General features: G+C 45.1%; 16 protein-coding genes, 2 tRNA genes and 2 pseudogenes. 2 read left to right on the top strand and 18 right to left on the bottom strand.

Features of this window, described 5'->3' with window-relative positions:
• Positions 1-14: 14 nt before the first annotated feature.
• A complete protein-coding gene (locus DXE37_RS06190; RefSeq protein ID WP_114636909.1) occupies positions 15-2,870 on the bottom strand; it encodes a 2-oxoglutarate dehydrogenase E1 component in 2,856 nt (951 codons plus the stop codon).
• Positions 2,871-3,362: 492 nt separating this feature from the next.
• Here DXE37_RS06190 and DXE37_RS11480 point away from each other — a divergent pair, with 492 nt between their 5' ends.
• Together DXE37_RS11480 and DXE37_RS11485 are read left to right on the top strand one after the other, a co-directional pair.
• Positions 3,363-3,530 carry a hypothetical protein gene (locus DXE37_RS11480; RefSeq protein ID WP_197713127.1) on the top strand — a complete coding sequence of 56 codons (168 nt, stop codon included), beginning with the start codon at positions 3,363-3,365 and terminating at the stop codon, positions 3,528-3,530.
• 58 nt (positions 3,531-3,588) lie between these two features.
• On the top strand, positions 3,589-3,873 hold the full coding sequence (locus tag DXE37_RS11485; RefSeq protein ID WP_197713128.1) for a hypothetical protein: 285 nt from the start codon (positions 3,589-3,591) through the stop codon (positions 3,871-3,873).
• A gap of 76 nt (positions 3,874-3,949) precedes the next feature.
• Here DXE37_RS11485 and DXE37_RS06200 read toward each other — a convergent pair whose 3' ends face one another.
• The 17 genes and pseudogenes from DXE37_RS06200 to DXE37_RS06285 form a co-directional block, all read right to left on the bottom strand.
• A complete protein-coding gene (locus tag DXE37_RS06200) occupies positions 3,950-4,195 on the bottom strand; it encodes an H-NS histone family protein (RefSeq protein WP_114636910.1) in 246 nt (81 codons plus the stop codon).
• Between the two features lie 189 nt (positions 4,196-4,384).
• Positions 4,385-4,798: a PaaI family thioesterase gene (locus DXE37_RS06205; protein WP_114636911.1), complete on the bottom strand. Its 414-nt coding sequence runs from the start codon at positions 4,796-4,798 to the stop codon at positions 4,385-4,387.
• Positions 4,799-4,869: 71 nt separating this feature from the next.
• Positions 4,870-5,220, bottom strand: coding sequence for a hypothetical protein (locus DXE37_RS06210; protein ID WP_114636912.1), 351 nt, complete (start codon positions 5,218-5,220; stop codon positions 4,870-4,872).
• A 1,040-nt stretch (positions 5,221-6,260) separates the two neighbouring features.
• Positions 6,261-6,337 (bottom strand) — tRNA-Pro (locus DXE37_RS06220).
• Between the two features lie 84 nt (positions 6,338-6,421).
• Positions 6,422-6,715, bottom strand: a pseudogene (locus DXE37_RS06225) (MerR family transcriptional regulator); the annotation flags it as partial.
• Entirely contained in the window at positions 6,693-7,016 is a 324-nt protein-coding gene (locus tag DXE37_RS06230; protein ID WP_114636914.1) for an integration host factor subunit alpha, read from the bottom strand. The gene DXE37_RS06230 and the pseudogene DXE37_RS06225, both read right to left, overlap by 23 nt.
• Before the next feature lie 49 nt (positions 7,017-7,065).
• A complete protein-coding gene (gene pheT, locus DXE37_RS06235) occupies positions 7,066-9,522 on the bottom strand; it encodes a phenylalanine--tRNA ligase subunit beta (RefSeq protein WP_114636915.1) in 2,457 nt (818 codons plus the stop codon).
• 32 nt (positions 9,523-9,554) lie between these two features.
• Positions 9,555-10,601: a phenylalanine--tRNA ligase subunit alpha gene (gene pheS / locus DXE37_RS06240; protein ID WP_114636916.1), complete on the bottom strand. Its 1,047-nt coding sequence runs from the start codon at positions 10,599-10,601 to the stop codon at positions 9,555-9,557.
• Positions 10,602-10,627: 26 nt separating this feature from the next.
• Positions 10,628-10,993 carry a 50S ribosomal protein L20 gene (rplT, locus tag DXE37_RS06245; RefSeq protein WP_114636917.1) on the bottom strand — a complete coding sequence of 122 codons (366 nt, stop codon included), beginning with the start codon at positions 10,991-10,993 and terminating at the stop codon, positions 10,628-10,630.
• Positions 10,994-11,018: 25 nt separating this feature from the next.
• A complete protein-coding gene (rpmI, locus tag DXE37_RS06250; protein WP_011902674.1) occupies positions 11,019-11,216 on the bottom strand; it encodes a 50S ribosomal protein L35 in 198 nt (65 codons plus the stop codon).
• Positions 11,217-11,345: 129 nt separating this feature from the next.
• Positions 11,346-11,879 (bottom strand): translation initiation factor IF-3, encoded by a 534-nt coding sequence (infC, locus tag DXE37_RS06255; RefSeq protein ID WP_415067130.1) that lies wholly within the window; start codon positions 11,877-11,879, stop codon positions 11,346-11,348.
• Positions 11,880-11,912: 33 nt separating this feature from the next.
• Complete coding sequence (gene thrS / locus DXE37_RS06260; RefSeq protein ID WP_114637556.1) at positions 11,913-13,835, bottom strand: threonine--tRNA ligase; 1,923 nt, start codon at positions 13,833-13,835, stop codon at positions 11,913-11,915.
• 125 nt (positions 13,836-13,960) lie between these two features.
• Positions 13,961-14,037 (bottom strand) — tRNA-Val (locus DXE37_RS06265).
• Between the two features lie 18 nt (positions 14,038-14,055).
• The gene (locus DXE37_RS06270) at positions 14,056-16,083 is read right to left on the bottom strand and encodes a RelA/SpoT family protein (protein ID WP_114636919.1); all 2,028 of its coding nucleotides are present in this window, start codon (positions 16,081-16,083) and stop codon (positions 14,056-14,058) included.
• A 115-nt stretch (positions 16,084-16,198) separates the two neighbouring features.
• Entirely contained in the window at positions 16,199-17,917 is a 1,719-nt protein-coding gene (locus DXE37_RS14020; protein WP_331852126.1) for an alpha/beta fold hydrolase, read from the bottom strand.
• A 72-nt stretch (positions 17,918-17,989) separates the two neighbouring features.
• Entirely contained in the window at positions 17,990-18,658 is a 669-nt protein-coding gene (locus tag DXE37_RS06280) for a CoA transferase subunit B (protein WP_114636920.1), read from the bottom strand.
• A 33-nt stretch (positions 18,659-18,691) separates the two neighbouring features.
• Positions 18,692-19,394 (bottom strand): annotated as a pseudogene (locus tag DXE37_RS06285) (CoA transferase subunit A).
• Positions 19,395-19,498 lie beyond the last annotated feature (104 nt).

Below are 19,498 nucleotides of genomic sequence, written 5' to 3' on the forward strand. Positions count from 1 at the left end.
AGTTATGAAGACGATTATTTCGTGATCACGTAACCTTTTAATTTGGCAAATGCCGCATTAAGTAAAGACTTCTGCTGTTCTTGGTGAAGATGGGCATAACCACAAGCTGGAGATGCTGATGCAGGACGGCCTGCATAACCCAGCTTCATACCATCAGACATATTTTCCAAGATATTGTGTTGCACGAAGAACCAAGCACCTTGGTTTTGTGGCTCATCCTGACACCATACAACTTCTTCTAGCTTTGGATACTTCTTCAACTCAGCAGTTAATGCTTTATGCGGGAATGGATACAACTGCTCTAAGCGAATAATCGCGACGTCACCAATCTTCTTCTCAGCGCGTTGCTTAACCAAGTCGTAATAGACTTTACCGGAACACATTACCAAACGAGTGACTTGTTTAGCGTTGATAGAGTCATCACGCTCACCAATAACAGTCTGGAAACCACCTTTAGTAAATTCGGATAAAGGTGAAGCGGCTTCTTTATTACGCAGTAATGATTTTGGAGTCATCAAGATCAGCGGCTTGCGGAACTGACGAATCATTTGACGACGCAACACATGGAAAATCTGTGCTGCAGTTGTCGGTTGAATCACTTGCATATTGGTATCAGCACACAACTGCATGAAACGCTCAAGACGTGCAGAAGAATGTTCTGGGCCTTGACCTTCATAACCATGCGGCAACATCAAGACCAAGCCATTAGCACGACCCCACTTCACTTCACCCGAGGCAATGAACTGGTCAATAACTACTTGTGCGCCGTTAGCGAAGTCGCCGAACTGAGCCTCCCAAATGGTTAAGGTGTTTGGTTCAGCTGCGGCATAGCCGTATTCAAAACCAAGCACAGCCTCTTCAGAAAGAATCGAGTCAATCACCACAAACGACGCCTGATCTTTAGTAACGTGCTGAAGCGCAATGTATGCGCCAGTATCCCATTTCTCACGGTTTTGCTCATGCAATACCGCATGACGGTGAGTAAATGTGCCCCGTCCGCTATCTTCACCAGACAAACGAACTGGATAGCCACTCGCAACCAAAGATGCGAAAGCCATGTGCTCACCCATGCCCCAGTCAATATTGACTTCACCCTTACCCATCGCAGCGCGGTCGTTATAAACCTTAGCAACCAATGGATGTGCTTTGAAGCCCTCTGGAATGGTGGAAATTTTCTCGGCCAAGCGTTTCCACTCTGTCAATGGAATTGCTGTATCCGCTTCATCAGTCCACTTCTTATTCAAGAATGGTGACCAATCAACTGCAAACTTACCTTTGAAGTTGCTCAATACTGGATCGGAAGTTTGTTTACCTTCATCCATTGCAGCACGGTACTCTTTAACCATGAGGTCGCCAGTACCAGCAGGCAATACACCTTGAGTTTCTAACTTGTCTGCATAGAGCTTACGTGTACCAGGATGCGCAGCAATGATCTTGTACATCAAAGGCTGAGTCATTGCAGGCGTGTCTTGCTCGTTGTGACCCAATTTACGGAAACAGATGATATCAACCGCAACATCTTTATGAAACTTCATGCGGAACTCAACGGCTAACTTAGTCGCCAGCACTACAGCTTCAGGATCATCACCATTGACGTGTAATACAGGGGCATCCACAATCTTCATGATGTCCGTGCAATACAAGCTTGAACGTAAGTCGCGCGGATCTGAGGTGGTGAAACCAATTTGGTTATTAATTACGATGTGCATAGTTCCGCCAGTGGAATAACCACGAACTTCTGACATCGCCAATGTTTCTTGCATGACACCCTGACCAGCAATCGCTGCATCGCCGTGCACCAACACGGGCATCACTTGCTCGCCCAACATATCGCCACGACGCTCCATACGCGCACGCGCAGAACCCTCAACCACTGGATTTACGATTTCAAGATGCGATGGGTTAAATGCCAATGACAAGTGAACTGGACCGCCAGGGGTAGAAATATCGCTTATGAAACCCTGGTGATACTTCACATCACCTGCAGGCAATGTTTCTGGGTCTTTGTGTTCAAACTCAGCGAACAAGTCCTTGGGCATTTTGCCCAATGTGTTTACCAATACATTAAGACGACCGCGGTGTGCCATACCAATGACGATCTCTTGAATACCTTTATTACCTGAGTCACGAATTAATTCGTCCATACAGGCGATGAAACTCTCGCCACCCTCAAGAGAAAAGCGCTTTTGACCAACATACTTAGCCTGGAGGTAACGCTCCAGACCTTCAGCCGCAGTTACGCGATCCAAAATCTGACGCTTCTCTTCCACATTGAACTGTGGAGTTGAACGAATGGATTCTAATTTTTCTTGCCACCACTTCTTAATCTTCTGGTCAGCGATAAACATGAACTCGACACCAATCGTGCCGCAATATGTTTCACGCAATGCCTGCAGCAAATCGCGCAAGGACATTTCATTTCTACCAAAAAATGTATTACTGGTATTGAAGACGATATCCATATCGCCATCAGTAAAGCCATAGAAAGCGGGATCTAGCTCAGGAATATCCTGGCGTTCCGTACGCTTTAATGGATCTAAGTTTGCCCAGCGATTGCCGACGTTGCGATACGCGGCAATTAACTGCTGAACAGCAACGCGCTTACGCTCCATTTCTGAGTCAGCCGAATCAGAAATGGTTCTGATTGGGCCCCGCTTTGCGCGCTCAGCAAATGAAGCAACAATGGGTCCGTGTGCGATGTCAGTTCGAGATGAACCGTCAACTGCTGGAATCTGTTTCACGTTATCGAAATAATCTCGCCAATGATCAGCTACTGAAGCCGGATCGTGCAAGTAGGACTCGTAGAGTTCCTCTACGTAGGGGGCGTTTCCGCCGAAGAGATACGAATTATCTCTTTGGTCCTGCATCATGATGCTCACCTTTCATCGGGCCTCCCGAATAAAAACTGTGGTTATAACCATCCGCTTAACGGCTGTACCGTCTCACGAATTGATCTGTGCAAATACTGGCACTACGACACAGTAATTTAACACGAATGACCATTGATATATAAAGGGCTTTCCCTGATTTTGCGGGAATTTGGGGTATCCACCTATTTGGGGGGAATTAATAAGAACTTTCCTACCTTGGTTTAAAGCATTACCGACAGATTCAAATGATTTTGATTTTTATTCTCTAAATCTTCAAACAGATAAATGAAATTAAGGGAAATATGAAAGCAATTACCCCAGAAATGGAATATCTCAGCATACGGCAAAGCACCAAGATTTTGCAAGTATCTTTAGGGACCGTCCAAAAAATGGTTGAATTAGGAAAATTAATCGCTTGGAAAACCCGCGGGCGGTCATAGGCGCATATTAGCTAGCTCCCTAGAACAGCAGTTACAGCGCAGAAAAAGAGCAATGCGACAAAAAACTACCCAAAACTGTGTAGCGATGGTGATATTTCGTAGGTCTGAAAATGGTCATGAACTTCTAGAATCAATTGCAGACTGGCAATTGAAGGTGGATATGGAGATGGCAGTAGATAGCCTAGAAGATCTAATGAAAGCTGTGTCTTATTGCCCCTGATTTGATTTTCTTGGACGCCCTAATACCGCCGGTCGAGCAAGTGCATTTAATTCATTATTTGAGTAAAAACAAGGACACACAGCGTATACCTATATTGGTAGATGAAGGTTTTATTAAGCTTCATCCAGGAGTAGTTGCACTTGCCGATGAGAATTCAGGTGGCAATCATCCCTTTAGCGAAAGTATCCAAAAGGAGCTAGAAAACGGCCTAATTGAACAAAACCCACTCATTATTGGCTATCCAGCAACTAATCCAGAATCTGCGGAAGACTGGTCATACGGCAGCAGACATGAGCTGCTTGAACCCCTCTTCGTAGAAGCTCTTGCTAGAAAATGCGCCTAAATATGGTGGGTGTGATGTATTAATGCAAAAGGCCGCTAAATTGCGGCCTTTTTTAAAATCTATTTAAATCAATAGCTTATATCAAATAGCTACTGCGATCTCTACCCTCAATCCACTTAGGAGCCTTTCCACGGCCCGTCCAAGTTTCACTAGTGGATGGATCGCGGTACTTAGGGGCAACCTTAGCACCAGCGCTTTTAACACCAGCTTTTCGACTGAATAAATCACCAGCAGTGAGGTTGTACCGCTCAATAATCGCTTTTGCCTTAGCAATGCCATCCGCCTTTTCAAGGGCAATTGCTTCTTTAATCTGTTTATCCAACTGCTCACGTTGTTGAGCTAAAAGCTCTTTATAAGAAGACGTATTATTTTATCTCTCCGAATAATGGTTTATTTATAAGGTTATTGTAGAATCAATAACACACCATTGTTATATATAAATTAACTAATCAAGCAACATATATTCGGAATATTACCCTAAAATTATTATCATTATAAATACTATATTTACTTAAGGTGTCTTAGATTTTCTGAGCATAAATGTGCCGCTAGACTTAGCAGTAATTTCACCAGCTTCATTCAAAACGATAGCCTCGCAATAGTTAATCGTTTTACCAGGCTTCAGAATACTTCCCTCAACCACGATTTTGCCAATGCTAGGACGTAAGAAACTGACCATCATATCAATAGTCATGGCACCCAAAGGAATGTCGGTAGTGCTTCTAGCTGCTGCCCCCATAGCAAAATCCAGTAAGGTCATGATGACGCCTCCATGAGCTATACCAAAACTATTCTCATATTCCGGCTTAATTTCCAAGCTGATGCGAGACTTACCATCTTTTGCGTGCTCAGGAACTACGCCTAAATGGGCTAAAAATGGAATCTTGAGTCCAAAATAGGATGTGTGTTCTGAAATGAAGGACATGAAATTAGCTTATCAATAGATATTTAGTTTGCTCAAGGAATGAATTTGTTTTAAAGCCAGTCTAGTATTGCTTATTTTTCAGCGGCGGCCCTAGACACGCACTCGCCAATTTGTGAAAAATAGGCGCTTGCTTTAGCAGTAGGAATGACATATTTCTTACGACCATCAATATCGGAATACCACTTAATCAGCTGCTTACCATGCGGCATGGCTAAACGTCCATGAATTGTGGCCTGAGAGGCAACCTCAGGTTTAAAAAGCAGCTCTCCAACTAATAGAGGTGTTTTATTTTGGTAGGCAAAACCAACTATCAATAGCAACTTCTCCTCAATAGCATCTAGCCGAGGAAAAGATGGCAACTGCTTAGCAACCATCACCAAACGCTGAAATCTAAAAAATGTCTCTTCAAAATGACTTTTCATCAATCTTGCCTTATTTATTGCCCGTTACATTTAATAGGTTTAGCTACTTTTGTGTTGAAACCAGATTTTATCAGTGTTCATAGTACGCCCTTAATAGCAAAAATCCACAAAAACAGTTAAGCTTAAAAGCTTATAAATCCAATAAATATATTGTCGTCAGTCAAATAATGTTCAACCTAGTTTATTTCCTCTGTTCAATTATTGGAGTCGCAATAGTTTGGTTCATTTTTGATTACATTAATAGAGAGTATTTTGCTTTTTTCAAGACTAATGATTTCATCTACTGGTTTTATATCCCAGCTGGTTATCGCTTAATTGCGGTGATGATTTTTGGCTGGGCTGGCGCATTGGGAGTTGCCATTGCATATGGCATTAGAGGATATTTTTATAGGGGGTTTCCTATCGAGACGGTTCTCGTCCTTGCAACTCTATATGGACTAGCTCCTTTTATTGCTTGTCAATTATGGAAAAAACTCTTTAATTTTTCTACAGAATTAAATGGCCTTTCTCCAATCAGCATCTTTTGGCTATCATCCCTGAGTGCACTGATCAACGGCACCTTTCGCATCCTCTATTTTCAGTATGCGCACCTCCCGCACGGCATCTACGAACTTTGCCTTATGTTCGTCGGGAATCTGCTAGGAACGTTTGCAATCCTTTATTTCGTTAAATTTTCAGCCAAATGCTTTCGCTCGTTACGAGGAAAGTAAACCTTATGGGTAGACTCCCATAAGGGTATTTACTTACTTTTTAGATATATTGGTTGAATAGAGATACTGCATAATGAATATATTATGCTTTCATTAATCCGAAAACTTCTGTCCCCAGGCTTGAGCCCATTTGTTATTGAGGAGGTGGAGCACCTTAGAGGAGTAGTTGTTTTAGAGGCTAAGCAACTGAGTCTCAGGGTTGAAATAATACCCATCGGAGAAAAGCCCCTTAAAGACTGTCGAAATTATTGAACCTTATGCTGTTTTGCTGACATATGAAGAAGGCAGCGAGGCAAAGAAAAGAATTCTGAAATAGAACTTAATTTAAATTGGTCGGGGCGAGAGGATTTGAACCTCCGACCACATGCACCCCATGCATGTACGCTACCAGGCTGCGCTACGCCCCGACGAAAAACGAAATTGTAGCAGTAACTATTTAGAGAGAATCTGCAGGACTGCGCTTGCAGCTCTTCGCGAAGCCGTAGGTCTCCACGAGCCTCTTCAAGGCGATTGCGCGCGCCGCTGATCGTAAAACCCTCTTCATACAGAAGCGAGCGAATTTTTCTGATCAAAACTACTTCGTGGTGTTGATAGTAACGACGGTTAGCCCGGTGTTTTTGGGGGCTTAGCTGAGAAAACTCTTGCTCCCAATAGCGCAGAACGTGCGAACGGACACCACAAAGATCGGCTACTTCGCCAATGGTGAAGTAGCGTTTAGCAGGTATTGGGGGAAGTTGAGAGCTCAGAAGTACTGAGCTAGCATCAAACTCGGTTTTCTCGAGCATGTGACTCCACTACATCTTTAAGCTTTTGACTTGCGTGAAAAGTAACAACACGTCTAGCGGCAATCGGAATCATCTGACCTGTCTTTGGATTTCGGCCAAGACGAGCCGATTTATTGCGCAACTGAAAGTTGCCAAAACCAGAAATCTTGACTTCCACACCCGCTTCAAGCGATTGACCAATGCGATCAAAGAATGCATCAATCATATCTTTTGCCTCACGCTTGTTCAGGCCCACCTGATCAAACAGCGCTTCAGAAAGCTCATTTTTTGTAACAGTGTCATTGGAAATCAATTTAGTCATCGCCAGTCTCTTTTGTAACTATTTATTTGATTTATATCTAATACTAAACCTAGCGCAAGCGAGCTGCGCACTTTTTTTCAACAGCACTTAATAAAGCGGCCATTACTGCATCTATTTGAGGGTCCTGCAATGTTTCTTGAGGATTTAACAGCGTTACTCTAAAAGCCAAGCTTTTCTCATTCTCAGCCATACTGCTAGATCCAGCCTTTGGCTTGAACTCATCAAATAGCTCAATCTTGCGCACAAAATTCTGTTTGCTTGCGCTCATTGCATCTAACAATGTTTGCGCGGGAACGCTCTGCTTCACGACTAGCGCTAAATCGCGTTGAACTGCAGGAAATTTACTTAACTCCTCTGGCACCGGCAAACCAAGTTCACGAATCGGATCTAAATCTAACTCAAACAGAACTGGAGCCTGTGGCAATTCATATGCTTGTTGCAAACCAGGATGAAATTCACCAACCCAACCAATGGCAATAGTATTTTTTTCAGATTTTAAGAAGACTTGCGCCGATCGACCTGGATGTAAAGCAGGATGTTGCGCAGCTTCTGTTACGAAAAGCAGTGGATCGAGAACGCGCTCAAGATCACCCTTTACATCAAAGAAGTCTACCGCTCTAGTAGGGCTGGCCCATTGCTCGGGAAAGGATGAACCATAGACCAAACCGCCAATTTTTTGAGGCTGATAAAAACCAGCCACCTTACCAGCCTCTTCTTGAGCGTTAATATCACGCTTAAAGACGCGACCAGTCTCAAACAGACGCACACGCCCTGCCCCACGATTCAGATTGGCCTTGAGGTTTCCTAGCAAGCCACCCCACAATGTACTGCGCATCACGCCATATTGGCTGGCAATGGGATTTAGCACTGCAATGATATCTTTTTCAGTGGCACCGGTAAGACGTTTTTCGCTTTCAAGATCTGTAAAGCTAAAATTCACCGCCTCTTGATAGCCTTGCAAAGCTAAACGCTGACGAATTAAATGAATACCCCGCTTTGCCTCCGCTTTAGCACTCATTTTTAATGAAGCTACTGGCAGCTGATCGGGAATATTTTCAAAGCCGTACATCCGTGCGACTTCTTCAATTAAATCTTCCTCGATCTCAATATCAAATCGATAGCTTGGAGGATTTACGATAAACGCATCGCCCTCTTGCTTGAATTCGAAACCGAGGCGCTTAAATACGTCTGCAACAATTTCGTTGGTCAACGGAATACCAATCACTTTTTCCGCTCTAGCCAAACGCATTTTGACGGGCTTACGCTCAGGTACGTTTAAAACCTGATCATCTACGGGACCCGCTTGACCACCACATATTTCGATAATCAAAGCGCTTAAATACTCTAAGCAATGAACAGTATTTTGAGGATCCACTCCACGCTCAAATCGATGAGCTGCATCCGTACTGAAATTAAAGCGACGAGCACGCCCCTGAATTGCAGAAGGCAGCCAGTAAGCGGCTTCAACATAAATATTCTTAGTGTCATCAGACACAGCGCAATGGTTGCCACCCATAATGCCTGCAAGGGCTACCGAACCATTCTGGTCAGCAACTACACCAGCATCTTGTAATTTTCCCGCAGAATCTGGCCCCTGCAAGGTTACCGTTTGACCATTTAATAGCTCGAGGGTTTCGCCTGCTTTAGCCCAACGAACGGTGATATCGCCATTCAACTTATCAATATCAAATACGTGGATAGGCTGGCCCATTTCCAATATAACATAGTTAGAAAGATCCACCAACGCAGAAATACTTCTTTGGCCTGCACGAGTCAAACGCTGCGCGATCCATTCAGGTGTTTTTGCTTGTGGATTTACACCGCGAATCACGCGACCAGCAAAACGACCGCAAAGCTCTTTGCTCTCCACAGTTACTTTGCGCTTGTCATCTATTGATACAGATGGTGGAGTCCACTTAGGCACGCATAGTGCAGCGCCAGTAATCGCAGAAACTTCGCGCGCCATTCCCATTAATGAGAGGCAATCCGCTTTATTTGGAGTTAACTTAATAACAAAGATTTGATCATCTAAATCGAGGTATTCGCGAATATCTTTTCCGACTGGAGCATCTGCTGGTAATTCCAGAATACCTTCATGATCATCACCAAGGCCAAGCTCGCGACCAGAGCACAGCATTCCCTGGCTTTCAACGCCGCGTAACTTACCTACCTTAATCATGAAGGGTTTGCCACCCGCCTCTGATGCAGGCAATTCAGCACCAACCATAGCGCACGGAATTTTGATACCAGCACGGGCATTGGGCGCACCGCATACGATTTGTAATTCCTGACCAGTACCGGCATCTACTTTACAAACACGTAAGCGGTCTGCATCAGGATGTTGCTCAGCAGACAGAATCTGGGCGATCACAATCTTAGTAAATGCAGGAGCTACTGAATGTTGTTCTTCAACCTCTAAACCCACCATGGTCATTGCATGACCAAGCGCATCGCTATCAAGAGATGGGTTTACATACTGACGAAGCCAAGATTCAGAAAATTGCATAGCGCTCTATATAAATTTGTAATGCTGATTTGTTATGCAGGGAACTGCGCTAAGAAACGAAGATCGTTTTCAAAGAAGAGCCGTAAATCATCAACGCCATAACGCAACATCGTTAAACGCTCTAAACCAGAACCAAAGGCAAAACCGGTATAGCGCTCTGGGTCAATACCCATATTGCGCAACACGTTCGGATGAACCTGTCCTGCTCCGGAGATCTCTAGCCAACGACCGGCAAGCTTGCCACTACCAAAGGCCATATCAATCTCAGCTGATGGCTCTGTAAATGGGAAATACGATGGACGGAAACGAACTTGTAATTCATTCGTTTCAAAAAAGGTTCTCAAGAAATCGGTGTAAACGCCTTTGAGATCAGCGAAAGAAATAGATTCCGCAATCCATAAGCCCTCAACCTGATGGAACATCGGTGAATGGGTTGCATCGCTATCGACACGATAGGTTCTGCCCGGCGCAATCATTTTGATTGGCGGCATTACATCAGCGTTTGCGTATTTCTTTACATGCTCGCTCGCATAACGAACCTGAATGGAGCTGGTATGCGTGCGCAATAACAAAGGCTTCTCATAGGAATCTTTGCCATCGATATAAAACGTATCCTGCATTGAGCGGGCTGGATGATTTTCTGGACTATTTAAGGCGGTGAAATTAAACCAATCGGTTTCAATTTCAGGGCCATCTGCTGCTTCAAAACCAATGGAGCGGAAGATCTCTTCAATACGTTCCCAGGTGCGCATCACGGGATGCAGGCTACCAACAGCTTGGCCACGGCCAGGCAAGGAAACATCGATAGACTCCGCTGCAAGACGTTGCATCAACACAGCATCAGCCAAAGCCTGACGACGCTCTTGTAATGCAGCTTCTACCTGAGTTTTGATTTGATTAATTTGGGCGCCAGCACTCTTGCGTTCATCGGACGACATTCCACCAAGTGCTTTTAAACGCTCAGTGAGAACAGCTGACTTACCGAGATACTTGGCTTTCGCGTCCTCAAGAGCTGCCGCATCGGCAGCTCCGAGGAAATCACGTTTAGCATCCTCGACAATGTGGTCGAGAGAAACCATTGCAGCTTAGTTTAGAAAACTAAGAATTAAGCTGCAGCGTTTACTACGGATTTGATCCGAGTAACCAAAGCAGCGAAAGCCACTTTGTCAGCAATGGTCATATCAGAAAGCACTTTGCGGTCGAGTTCGATCGCAGCTTTCTTCATACCATTCATGAATACGCTATAGGTCATGTCATGCTGACGAACTGCCGCGTTGATACGAGCAATCCACAAAGCGCGGAATACACGTTTCTTGTTGCGACGGTCACGATATGCATATTGACCAGCACGCATAACCGCTTGCTTAGCAATACGGAATATGTTCTTACGACGGCCACGGTAACCTGTAGCAGCATCGGTGATTTTCTTATGACGGGCTCTTGCTGTAACCCCACGTTTGACTCTTGGCATTGAATTCTCCTAATCTAGTCTGAGGTTAAGCGTATGGAAGCATGGAGCGAATTGACTTAACGTCTGCTTTCGCAACTTCTGTGGAACCACGGAGGTGACGCTTATTCTTTGTGGTCTTCTTGGTGAGGATGTGGCGTTTGAAAGCCTGGCCTCGTTTAATCGTTCCGCCTGCGCGAACCGTGAAGCGCTTTTTAGCGCTACTCTTGCTCTTCATCTTGGGCATAAAGCACCCCTTCAATTACTTGTGCAACATAGGTGGTAACCGACGGTTACTCTTCCTGTACCCAGAAGCACTTCAAACTACCGGCGCCTTTCAGCGCCTCCCCCTACATAAGAATCAGGTAGAACCTGATTACTTAGCCTTACAAATGGGGGCCAATACCATCACCATCTGACGACCCTCCATTTTTGGAAACTGTTCAACTTGACCAAACTCTTGTAGGTCTAACTTCAAACGCTCCAACATTCTCGCTCCGATTTCTTGGTGGGCCATTTCACGACCCCGAAACCGCAACGTAATCTTTGTCTTATCGCCATCTTCCAAAAAGCGGATTAGATTGCGTAGCTTTACACCGTAGTCACCATCATCAGTACCAGGACGGAATTTCACTTCCTTAACCTGAATGACCTTTTGCTTTAGCTTTGCTTCATGCATCCGCTTAGCTTCTTGGTATTTGAATTTGCCGAAGTCCATGATACGGACTACAGGCGGCACAGCCGTCGGAGCAATTTCCACCAAATCGGTTTCTTTCTCTTCTGCCGCAGCCAAGGCTTCACTCAACTTAACTACACCGATGGGCTCTCCATCAATTCCAATCAAACGCACTTCAGGAGCAGTAATTTCCCGGTTAATGCGCTGCAATTTTTCAGTAGCGATCTTCTTAATTCCTTTAAAAAAACAATAAAAACCGTTCTAACCCTAGCTAGGCTCGGGTCCAACTTTCTGGGATATATCCTGCTGGAGTCGGGCAACGAAGGCATCAATAGGCATTACACCCAAATCCACTCCGCCACGGGCACGAACGGCCACCGTATTACTTTCAGATTCTTTATCACCTACAACTAGTAAAAATGAGATCTTCTGTAATGCGTGCTCGCGTATTTTATACGTAATTTTCTCGTTCCGCAAATCAGATTCGACTCTAAACCCTTGTTTTTTCAGCAATTGCTGCACTTGTTGTGCATATGCAGCAGAATTTCCGGAGATATTAAGGACTACAGCCTGGGTCGGAGCCAGCCAAACAGGCATGTTTCCAGCATGATTTTCAATCAAAATACCAATAAAACGCTCTAAAGAGCCCACAATCGCCCTATGGAGCATGACAGGAGTTTTGCGGCTATTGTCTTTGGCTACGTATTCCGCGCCTAAACGCGCTGGCATCGAGAAATCCACCTGAATCGTTCCGCACTGCCAAGTACGACCAATAGAGTCTTTGAGGTGATATTCAATCTTGGGACCATAAAAGGCACCCTCGCCTGGTAATTCTTCCCATTCTTGGCCTGAGGCCTTTAGTGCGCCACGCAGCGCTTCTTCAGCTTTATCCCAAATCGCATCATCACCAACACGCTTAGCTGGTCGCAAGGCCAACTTCACGGCAACCTCGGTAAAGCCAAAATCTTGATATACAGCGCGCACGGCTTTATCAAATGCAGCAACTTCAGATTGAATCTGATCTTCGGTACAGAAAATATGACCATCATCTTGCGTGAAACCTCGCACACGCATCAAGCCGTGTAATGCGCCTGATGGCTCATTGCGATGGCATTGGCCAAACTCACCAAAGCGCAATGGCAATTCACGATAGCTATGCAAGCCAGAGTTATAAATTTGCACGTGGCCAGGACAATTCATCGGCTTTAAAGCATAAGCACGATTCTCCGACTCAGTCGTAAACATATTTTCTTTATAGTTTTCCCAGTGGCCAGATTTTTCCCACAGCCCACGATCCAAAATTTGTGGTGCCTTTACCTCTTGGTAGCCTTCTTGTTGATACACACGACGCATGTATTGCTCAACTTCTTGCCAAATTGACCAGCCTTTTGGATGCCAGAAAATTAAACCTGGCGCCTCTTCTTGAAAATGAAATAAATCAAGCTGTTTACCAAGACAACGATGATCACGTTTCTCGGACTCTTCCAGCATGTGTATGTACGCATCTTGATCTTCCTTGCGCAACCAAGCTGTGCCATAAATACGCTGCAACATCTCATTTTTGCTATCACCACGCCAGTAAGCACCAGCCAGCTTCATCAGCTTAAATACTTTGAGTTTTCCGGTTGAAGGCGCGTGTGGACCACGGCATAAATCTGTGAACTTGCCTTCAGCATATAAAGACACATCTTCACTCTGTGGAATACTCGCAATAAGTTCTGCTTTGTAGTTTTCACCTTGCTTCTTGAAAAACTCAACAGCCTCATCACGAGACATAACGGTACGTGTTACAGGCTCATCTTTTTTTGCGAGCTCAGTCATTTTCTTTTCGAGAGCTGCCAAATCATCCGGTGTAAATGGACGGTGATAAAAGAAGTCATAGTAAAAACCATTCTCAATCACTGGACCAATCGTCACTTGCGCTTCTGGAAATAATTCTTTTACGGCATACGCCAATAAATGCGCCGTGGAGTGACGCACAATCTCCAACGCTTCAGGGCTCTTGTCAGTAATGATGGCTAGCTGACTATCTTTATCAATCACAAAGCTCGTGTCAACCATCTTGCCATCTACGATTCCGCCTAGCGCAGCTTTTGCAAGTCCGCTACCAATGCTTTGTGCAACATCCGCGATGCGAACTGGTGCATCAAACCCACGTTTTGATCCATCTGGCAGAGTAACTATAGGCATGATGACCCCATCTTCTTCACTGAACTTCATTTATGACATCTTTCCCAAAAAGAAAGCGCGGTAGCTTTGCGGCATTCGCGCCTCTTTAGACCTCCTAATGAAGGTCTTTTTTGGGGCTTATTCGTTGGTAGGCTCGACTGGACTCGAACCAACGACCCCCACCATGTCAAGGTGGTGCTCTAACCAGCTGAGCTACGAGCCTATACAGCTATAGAGTTTATCACCGGCGGCGCACTTGGGTGACCCCTTTCACCTCTTCTAAGCTGTTTTGCACCACACGTAAGACATCAGAATCCTTCACCTCAACCGTTAGAAGTATCTGAGCAAGGCCTTTTTTTGCCGATTTGCGTAGACCGATAACATGGACACCCTGCCTCGTGAGAATTTCAAAGAGCTCACGCATGAGCTCTGGGCGATCCAAGCCAGCAACTACTAAATCCGCGGGGAACACCCGTTTTTGCTCTGGATTTTGAACGGGATCCTCAGCAGCAGCCGTCCAAGCGGTTTGAATGACGCGCTCCGGAGCTCTCTCCAATAAACCTCTAAATGTCTTGCAGGAACGACGATGAATAGAAACGCCCCTGCCTTGCGTCACAAAACCTGCGATCGCATCTGGAGGTACGGGTCGGCAGCAACGTGCCAACTGGGTGAGCAGCGAATCTACCCCAACAACCAATACATCACCACTCTGACCGGTCTTGCGACTACTGTTCCGCAAAATAATTTCAGGCGTGGCAACTTTGGCTTCTGCATTTACCTCAACTTTTGCTTCTACTGGCTTGCTAGCCTGACCACCCTCTTCATCGTCAAGCGCATTAAACCACGCGCGTACTCGTTGACGCGCTCTTTGAGAACGCAAATAGTGCTTATCTGGACTAATCCAATCACGAGATGGGCCGCCATGTTTAACAGCAATAATCTCAACAGTCTGACCATTCTTGAGGGCAGTTTCTAAGGGAACCATTGCGCCGTCTACACGGGCACCTCTACAACGATGGCCGAGATTACTATGCACAGCGTAAGCAAAATCGATTGGCGTTGAGCCTTTCTCTAGCGAGATCACCTTCCCCAACGGAGTAAGCACATAAATATGATCATCAATTTCATGATGTTTGAGTTGCTCCCAAGCATCCTCTTTCCAAGAAATCAGTTGTCGGGCCCATGCAATTTGTCTCTCATACGCCACTTCCGCGCTATGGGTTCCAGGCTGATGGTGAACATTAGGCTTATTGGCTTTAGTAGAGCTTGGAGGCGTGGCCACACCCACATAAGCACCCTCCTTATACCGCCAATGTGCAGCTAAACCATACTCGGCCTGCTGATGCATGTCCCGAGTTCGAACTTGAATCTCAAATGCGACACCGTCATCATTCATAACAACCGTATGCAAAGATTGATAGCCGTTGGGTTTAGGTCTTGCAATGTAATCGTCGAACTCCCGAGGAACAGGCTGCCATACGTTATGGACAATACCTAAAACGGCATAGCAGGACTTAACATCCTCCACCAAAACACGAAATGCCCTCACGTCATAAAGGTTTGCGAAATCCAACGACTTACCCTGCATCTTTTTCCAGATGCTATAGATATGCTTAGGCCGACCAAGAACCTCGCCTTCAATATGAGAAGTTTTTAATTCTTCCTCAAGTTGCAAGACAATTTGATCGATGAAAGATTGGCGTTCGATGCGTTTCGCATCCAACATCTTGGCTATATCGCGATAAGTCTGGGGCGATAAAGTGCGAAAGGCTAGATCCTCCATTTCCCACTTCATTTGCCATATACCTAAACGATTAGCCAAAGAAGCGTCGATATTGAGAATCTCTTGCGCCCAAGCTGTAGGCATCTCGATCTTCTCTTGAGTCACCCAGCGCAGAGTTTGCAAACGGGATGCGAGGTAAATTAATACCACTCGCAAATCATCTCCAAATGCCCATAGCATTTTGCGCAGCCTTTCTTCCTGGCCTGTAACACTTAGCCCACCATCGTCACGAACCAGTTTGGCTTGCGCTTGACGCAAACCACGATAACCAATCAGCAACTTGGCCGGCTCTTCGTCAATAAGCTTAATGAGCGCTTCTTTGCCATGGGTGCGAGCAATATTGCTTGCGGCAGTTAAGGTGGCCTCATCTAGATTGAGCGACTGCAGTATTTTTAAAACGCCATTTGCGTGCTGCTCTTCTGGCTCACCATACCAAGCATCCTGAAATAACGTTACTTTTTCTGATTGTAGAGAAGCATTTGCCATTGGCAATGAGGTCGCAGTTAGCCAAAGAACTCTTTTGCTAAAGCAATTTGTTCTTGTTTTACAAATGCTGGGGCATGACCCAAATTTGGAATCTCAATGCTGCGTGCATAAAGATTCACCTTGCACATTTCAGCAATAGTAGCCGCAGATAAAAGATCGGAGTCGCCACCGCGCATAATAAGCATCGGGATGCGTATTTGTTTGAACGCATGCCACATTGCCATTTCACCTGCTTTAGCCATAATTGGATTAACCGAGGCAAATGGTACTGAGATATCTGGGTCGTAATGCATGATCCATTTACCTTCCTTTTGAACAAGCATTGGGTCCTTGTAGACCCCCACTCCTGCGGTGTATGCTCTCCAAAGCTTGCGCAAATTTCATTGAGACGAGTCAATGCGTCACCACGATCGGCAAAAGCGAATAGCTGATCTACGTATGAACCCAAACGCTTAATTACTTCAAGCTCAATTCGGGGACCTACATCATTAATCAGCATTCGGCGTATGGGCGAATTTGGCATTGATGCATAAACCATGCCGATCAACCCTCCCATAGATGTGCCAAACCAATCCACTTGCGATACACCCAACTTCTGAACCAAAGTCGCAATATCTGCAACGTACTGAGGTACGGCATACATCATTGGGTTGGATAAGCAATCAGAGTCGCCCCTTCCCACGACATCAGGACATACAACGTAATAGTCTTTGCACATTGCTTCAGCTAGGGTCTTAAAGTCACTGCCGCGTCTGGTGAGGCCATGTACACACAACAATACCTTGTTGCTGGGATTTCCCCAGGCGTGATATGCCATACGATGTTTTTCATCGCCACTAGAGCAGTCCACATAAAAAGTTTCGCCGTCATGAAAAACATTTGCGGCCTGAGATTCATTGTGAATCTCATGACGGTCATCATGCTCATGATCGTGATCTTCACCCACCTCTTCGGGTTGCAAAGTAACATGATCAAGTTCATGTTTACTCAATAACATCGCATTAATCTTAGACATGATCTCTGGCCACTCTTGCATATTGACAATCTCAATATGACCAATCAATGCAGGAAAACTAGGGGTCATTTCCCAAACATGTAAATCATGTACTGCAAGAACGCCTGGAACATTTCTTAAATCGGCACCCACTTGCAAGTAATCAATGTGCAAGGGAACGCCTTCCATGAGAAAGTGATATGACTCGTGAAGAATGGAGATCGTAGACTTCAGAATGAGGAGCGAAACCAGAATAGAGAGAATCGCATCGATTGGCATCCAACCAGTTAACTGAATTACCACGCCAGCAACTAAAGCTGCGACTGATCCGAGCAAATCACCCATCACATGCACTAGAGCAGCACGAGTATTCACGCTCTTTTTATCACATGATAGCACCCATGCAACGATGATGTTCATTACCAATCCGATGGCAGCAACTACCGTCACTGTTAACCCATCTACTTTGTGTGGAGCATAGAAACGACTAATTGCCTCAATCACAATCCAAACTACTAAACCAAGCATCACAATGCTATTAACAAAAGCTGCAAGCGCTTCAGCGCGCCCAAATCCAAACGAGTGTTTTGGGGATGGCGGACGACGTGAAATGATTTGCGCTAACAGAGCAAGGCCTAATGCTGCCGCATCGGTAACCATATGACCGGCATCAGAAATCAAAGCTAACGAATTGGCGAAATAGGCTGCAGCGCCTTCAACTCCAGAAAAACCTAGCGTTAAAACCAGGGCAATCAAGAACAGATTTTGATTGGAAACCTGCTTGCTATGGGAATGTTGGGCATCCCCCTTTTTATGCGCGTGCAAGGAGGGATCAACCACAGATTGGTTCTGAGAATTTATTGGTTTCGAATGGAAATGATGGGAACCCGACATGGTGAACCCATTATTCCATTAAACAGTAAAACGAATTAGAAACCTGTTGTATCCAGCCGGGGCACCCGTTTTGGCAATGACCTCCTCTTTCGTGACACCAGGAGCTAATTCAATCAAGGTCAAACCAGCACGAATGATGTCCAAAACACATAGATCAGTAATGATTTGGCTAATCACACCCACACCAGTTAATGGCAAGGTGCATTTAGGCAGAATCTTGAGCTCTTCTGTACCGTCTTTCTTTTTGGCAACGTGCTCCATCAAGACAACGACATGTTTCACTCCAGCCACCAAGTCCATTGCACCGCCCATACCTTTGACCATTTTTCCTGGAATCATCCAGTTAGCCAAATCGCCGTGCTCACTTACCTGCATAGCACCCAAAATCGCAATATTAATTTTGCCACCGCGAATCATTCCAAAGGAATCTGCAGAAGAAAAAATGGAGGACCCAGGTAAAGTAATTACCGTTTGTTTTCCAGCATTAATTAAATCTGCATCAATGGTCTCTTCAGTCGGAAAGGGGCCAATGCCCAATAAACCATTTTCTGACTGGAGCCACACTTCCATATCTTTTGGTACGTGATTGGCCACTAGGGTAGGCATACCGATCCCTAAGTTTACGTAGTAACCGTCTTTTAGTTCTTTAGCAGCACGCGCTGCCATTTCATCTCTAGTCCAAGCCATATCTATCTCTCTAAATTATTCTGTTCTGGGTAATTAAGCGTTTGGTGTCAAGGTACGTTGCTCAATGCGCTTCTCTGGGTTTTTATTAATCACCAAGCGGTGAACATAAATACCAGGCATATGAATCTGATCGGGATCTAATTGACCATTCTCAACAATCTCTTCCACTTCAGCGACAGTAATCTTGCCAGCCATAGCCACCACTGGATTGAAGTTTCGTGCTGTGTAACGGTACACCAAGTTTCCTGACTTATCTGCTTTCTACGCCTTCACTAAAGAGATGTCAGAAATGATTGAACGCTCCATGATGTATCTCTCACCATCAAACTCTTTTTCCTCTTTGCCTTCAGCTACCAAAGTATCCACGCCTGTCTTTGTATAAAAAGCTGGAATACCACAACCGCCTGCACGCAATTTTTCAGCCAAAGTTCCTTGTGGAGTAAATTCCAACTCCAATTCTCCAGCGAGGTATTGGTGCTCAAACTCTTTGTTTTCGCCGACATAGGAAGCAACCGTCTTCTTCACTTGACGCGAATTGAGTAGCAAACCTAAGCCAAAGCCGTCTACACCAGCATTATTGGCAATTGCGGTTAAATTCTGAGCGCCTAAATCTTTCACCGCCTGGATCAAAGTCTCGGGAATGCCGCAGAGGCCAAAACCCACCGACAGCCAATTTTTGTCCGTCTTTTAAGATGTCCCGCAAGGCATCGACTGCCGATGGGTAAGTTTTATTCATAACTTTTGTCCTAATATTGCCAAAATGGGTAAAAAGGCAATCATAACGCCTCAGACCGCTTTAGAAGGCCCCCTTGGCACTAAATGGGTTTTTTTGCAGATAGA

It is taken from the genome of Polynucleobacter necessarius (genome assembly GCF_900095205.1).
Lineage (GTDB): Bacteria > Pseudomonadota > Gammaproteobacteria > Burkholderiales > Burkholderiaceae > Polynucleobacter > Polynucleobacter necessarius_E.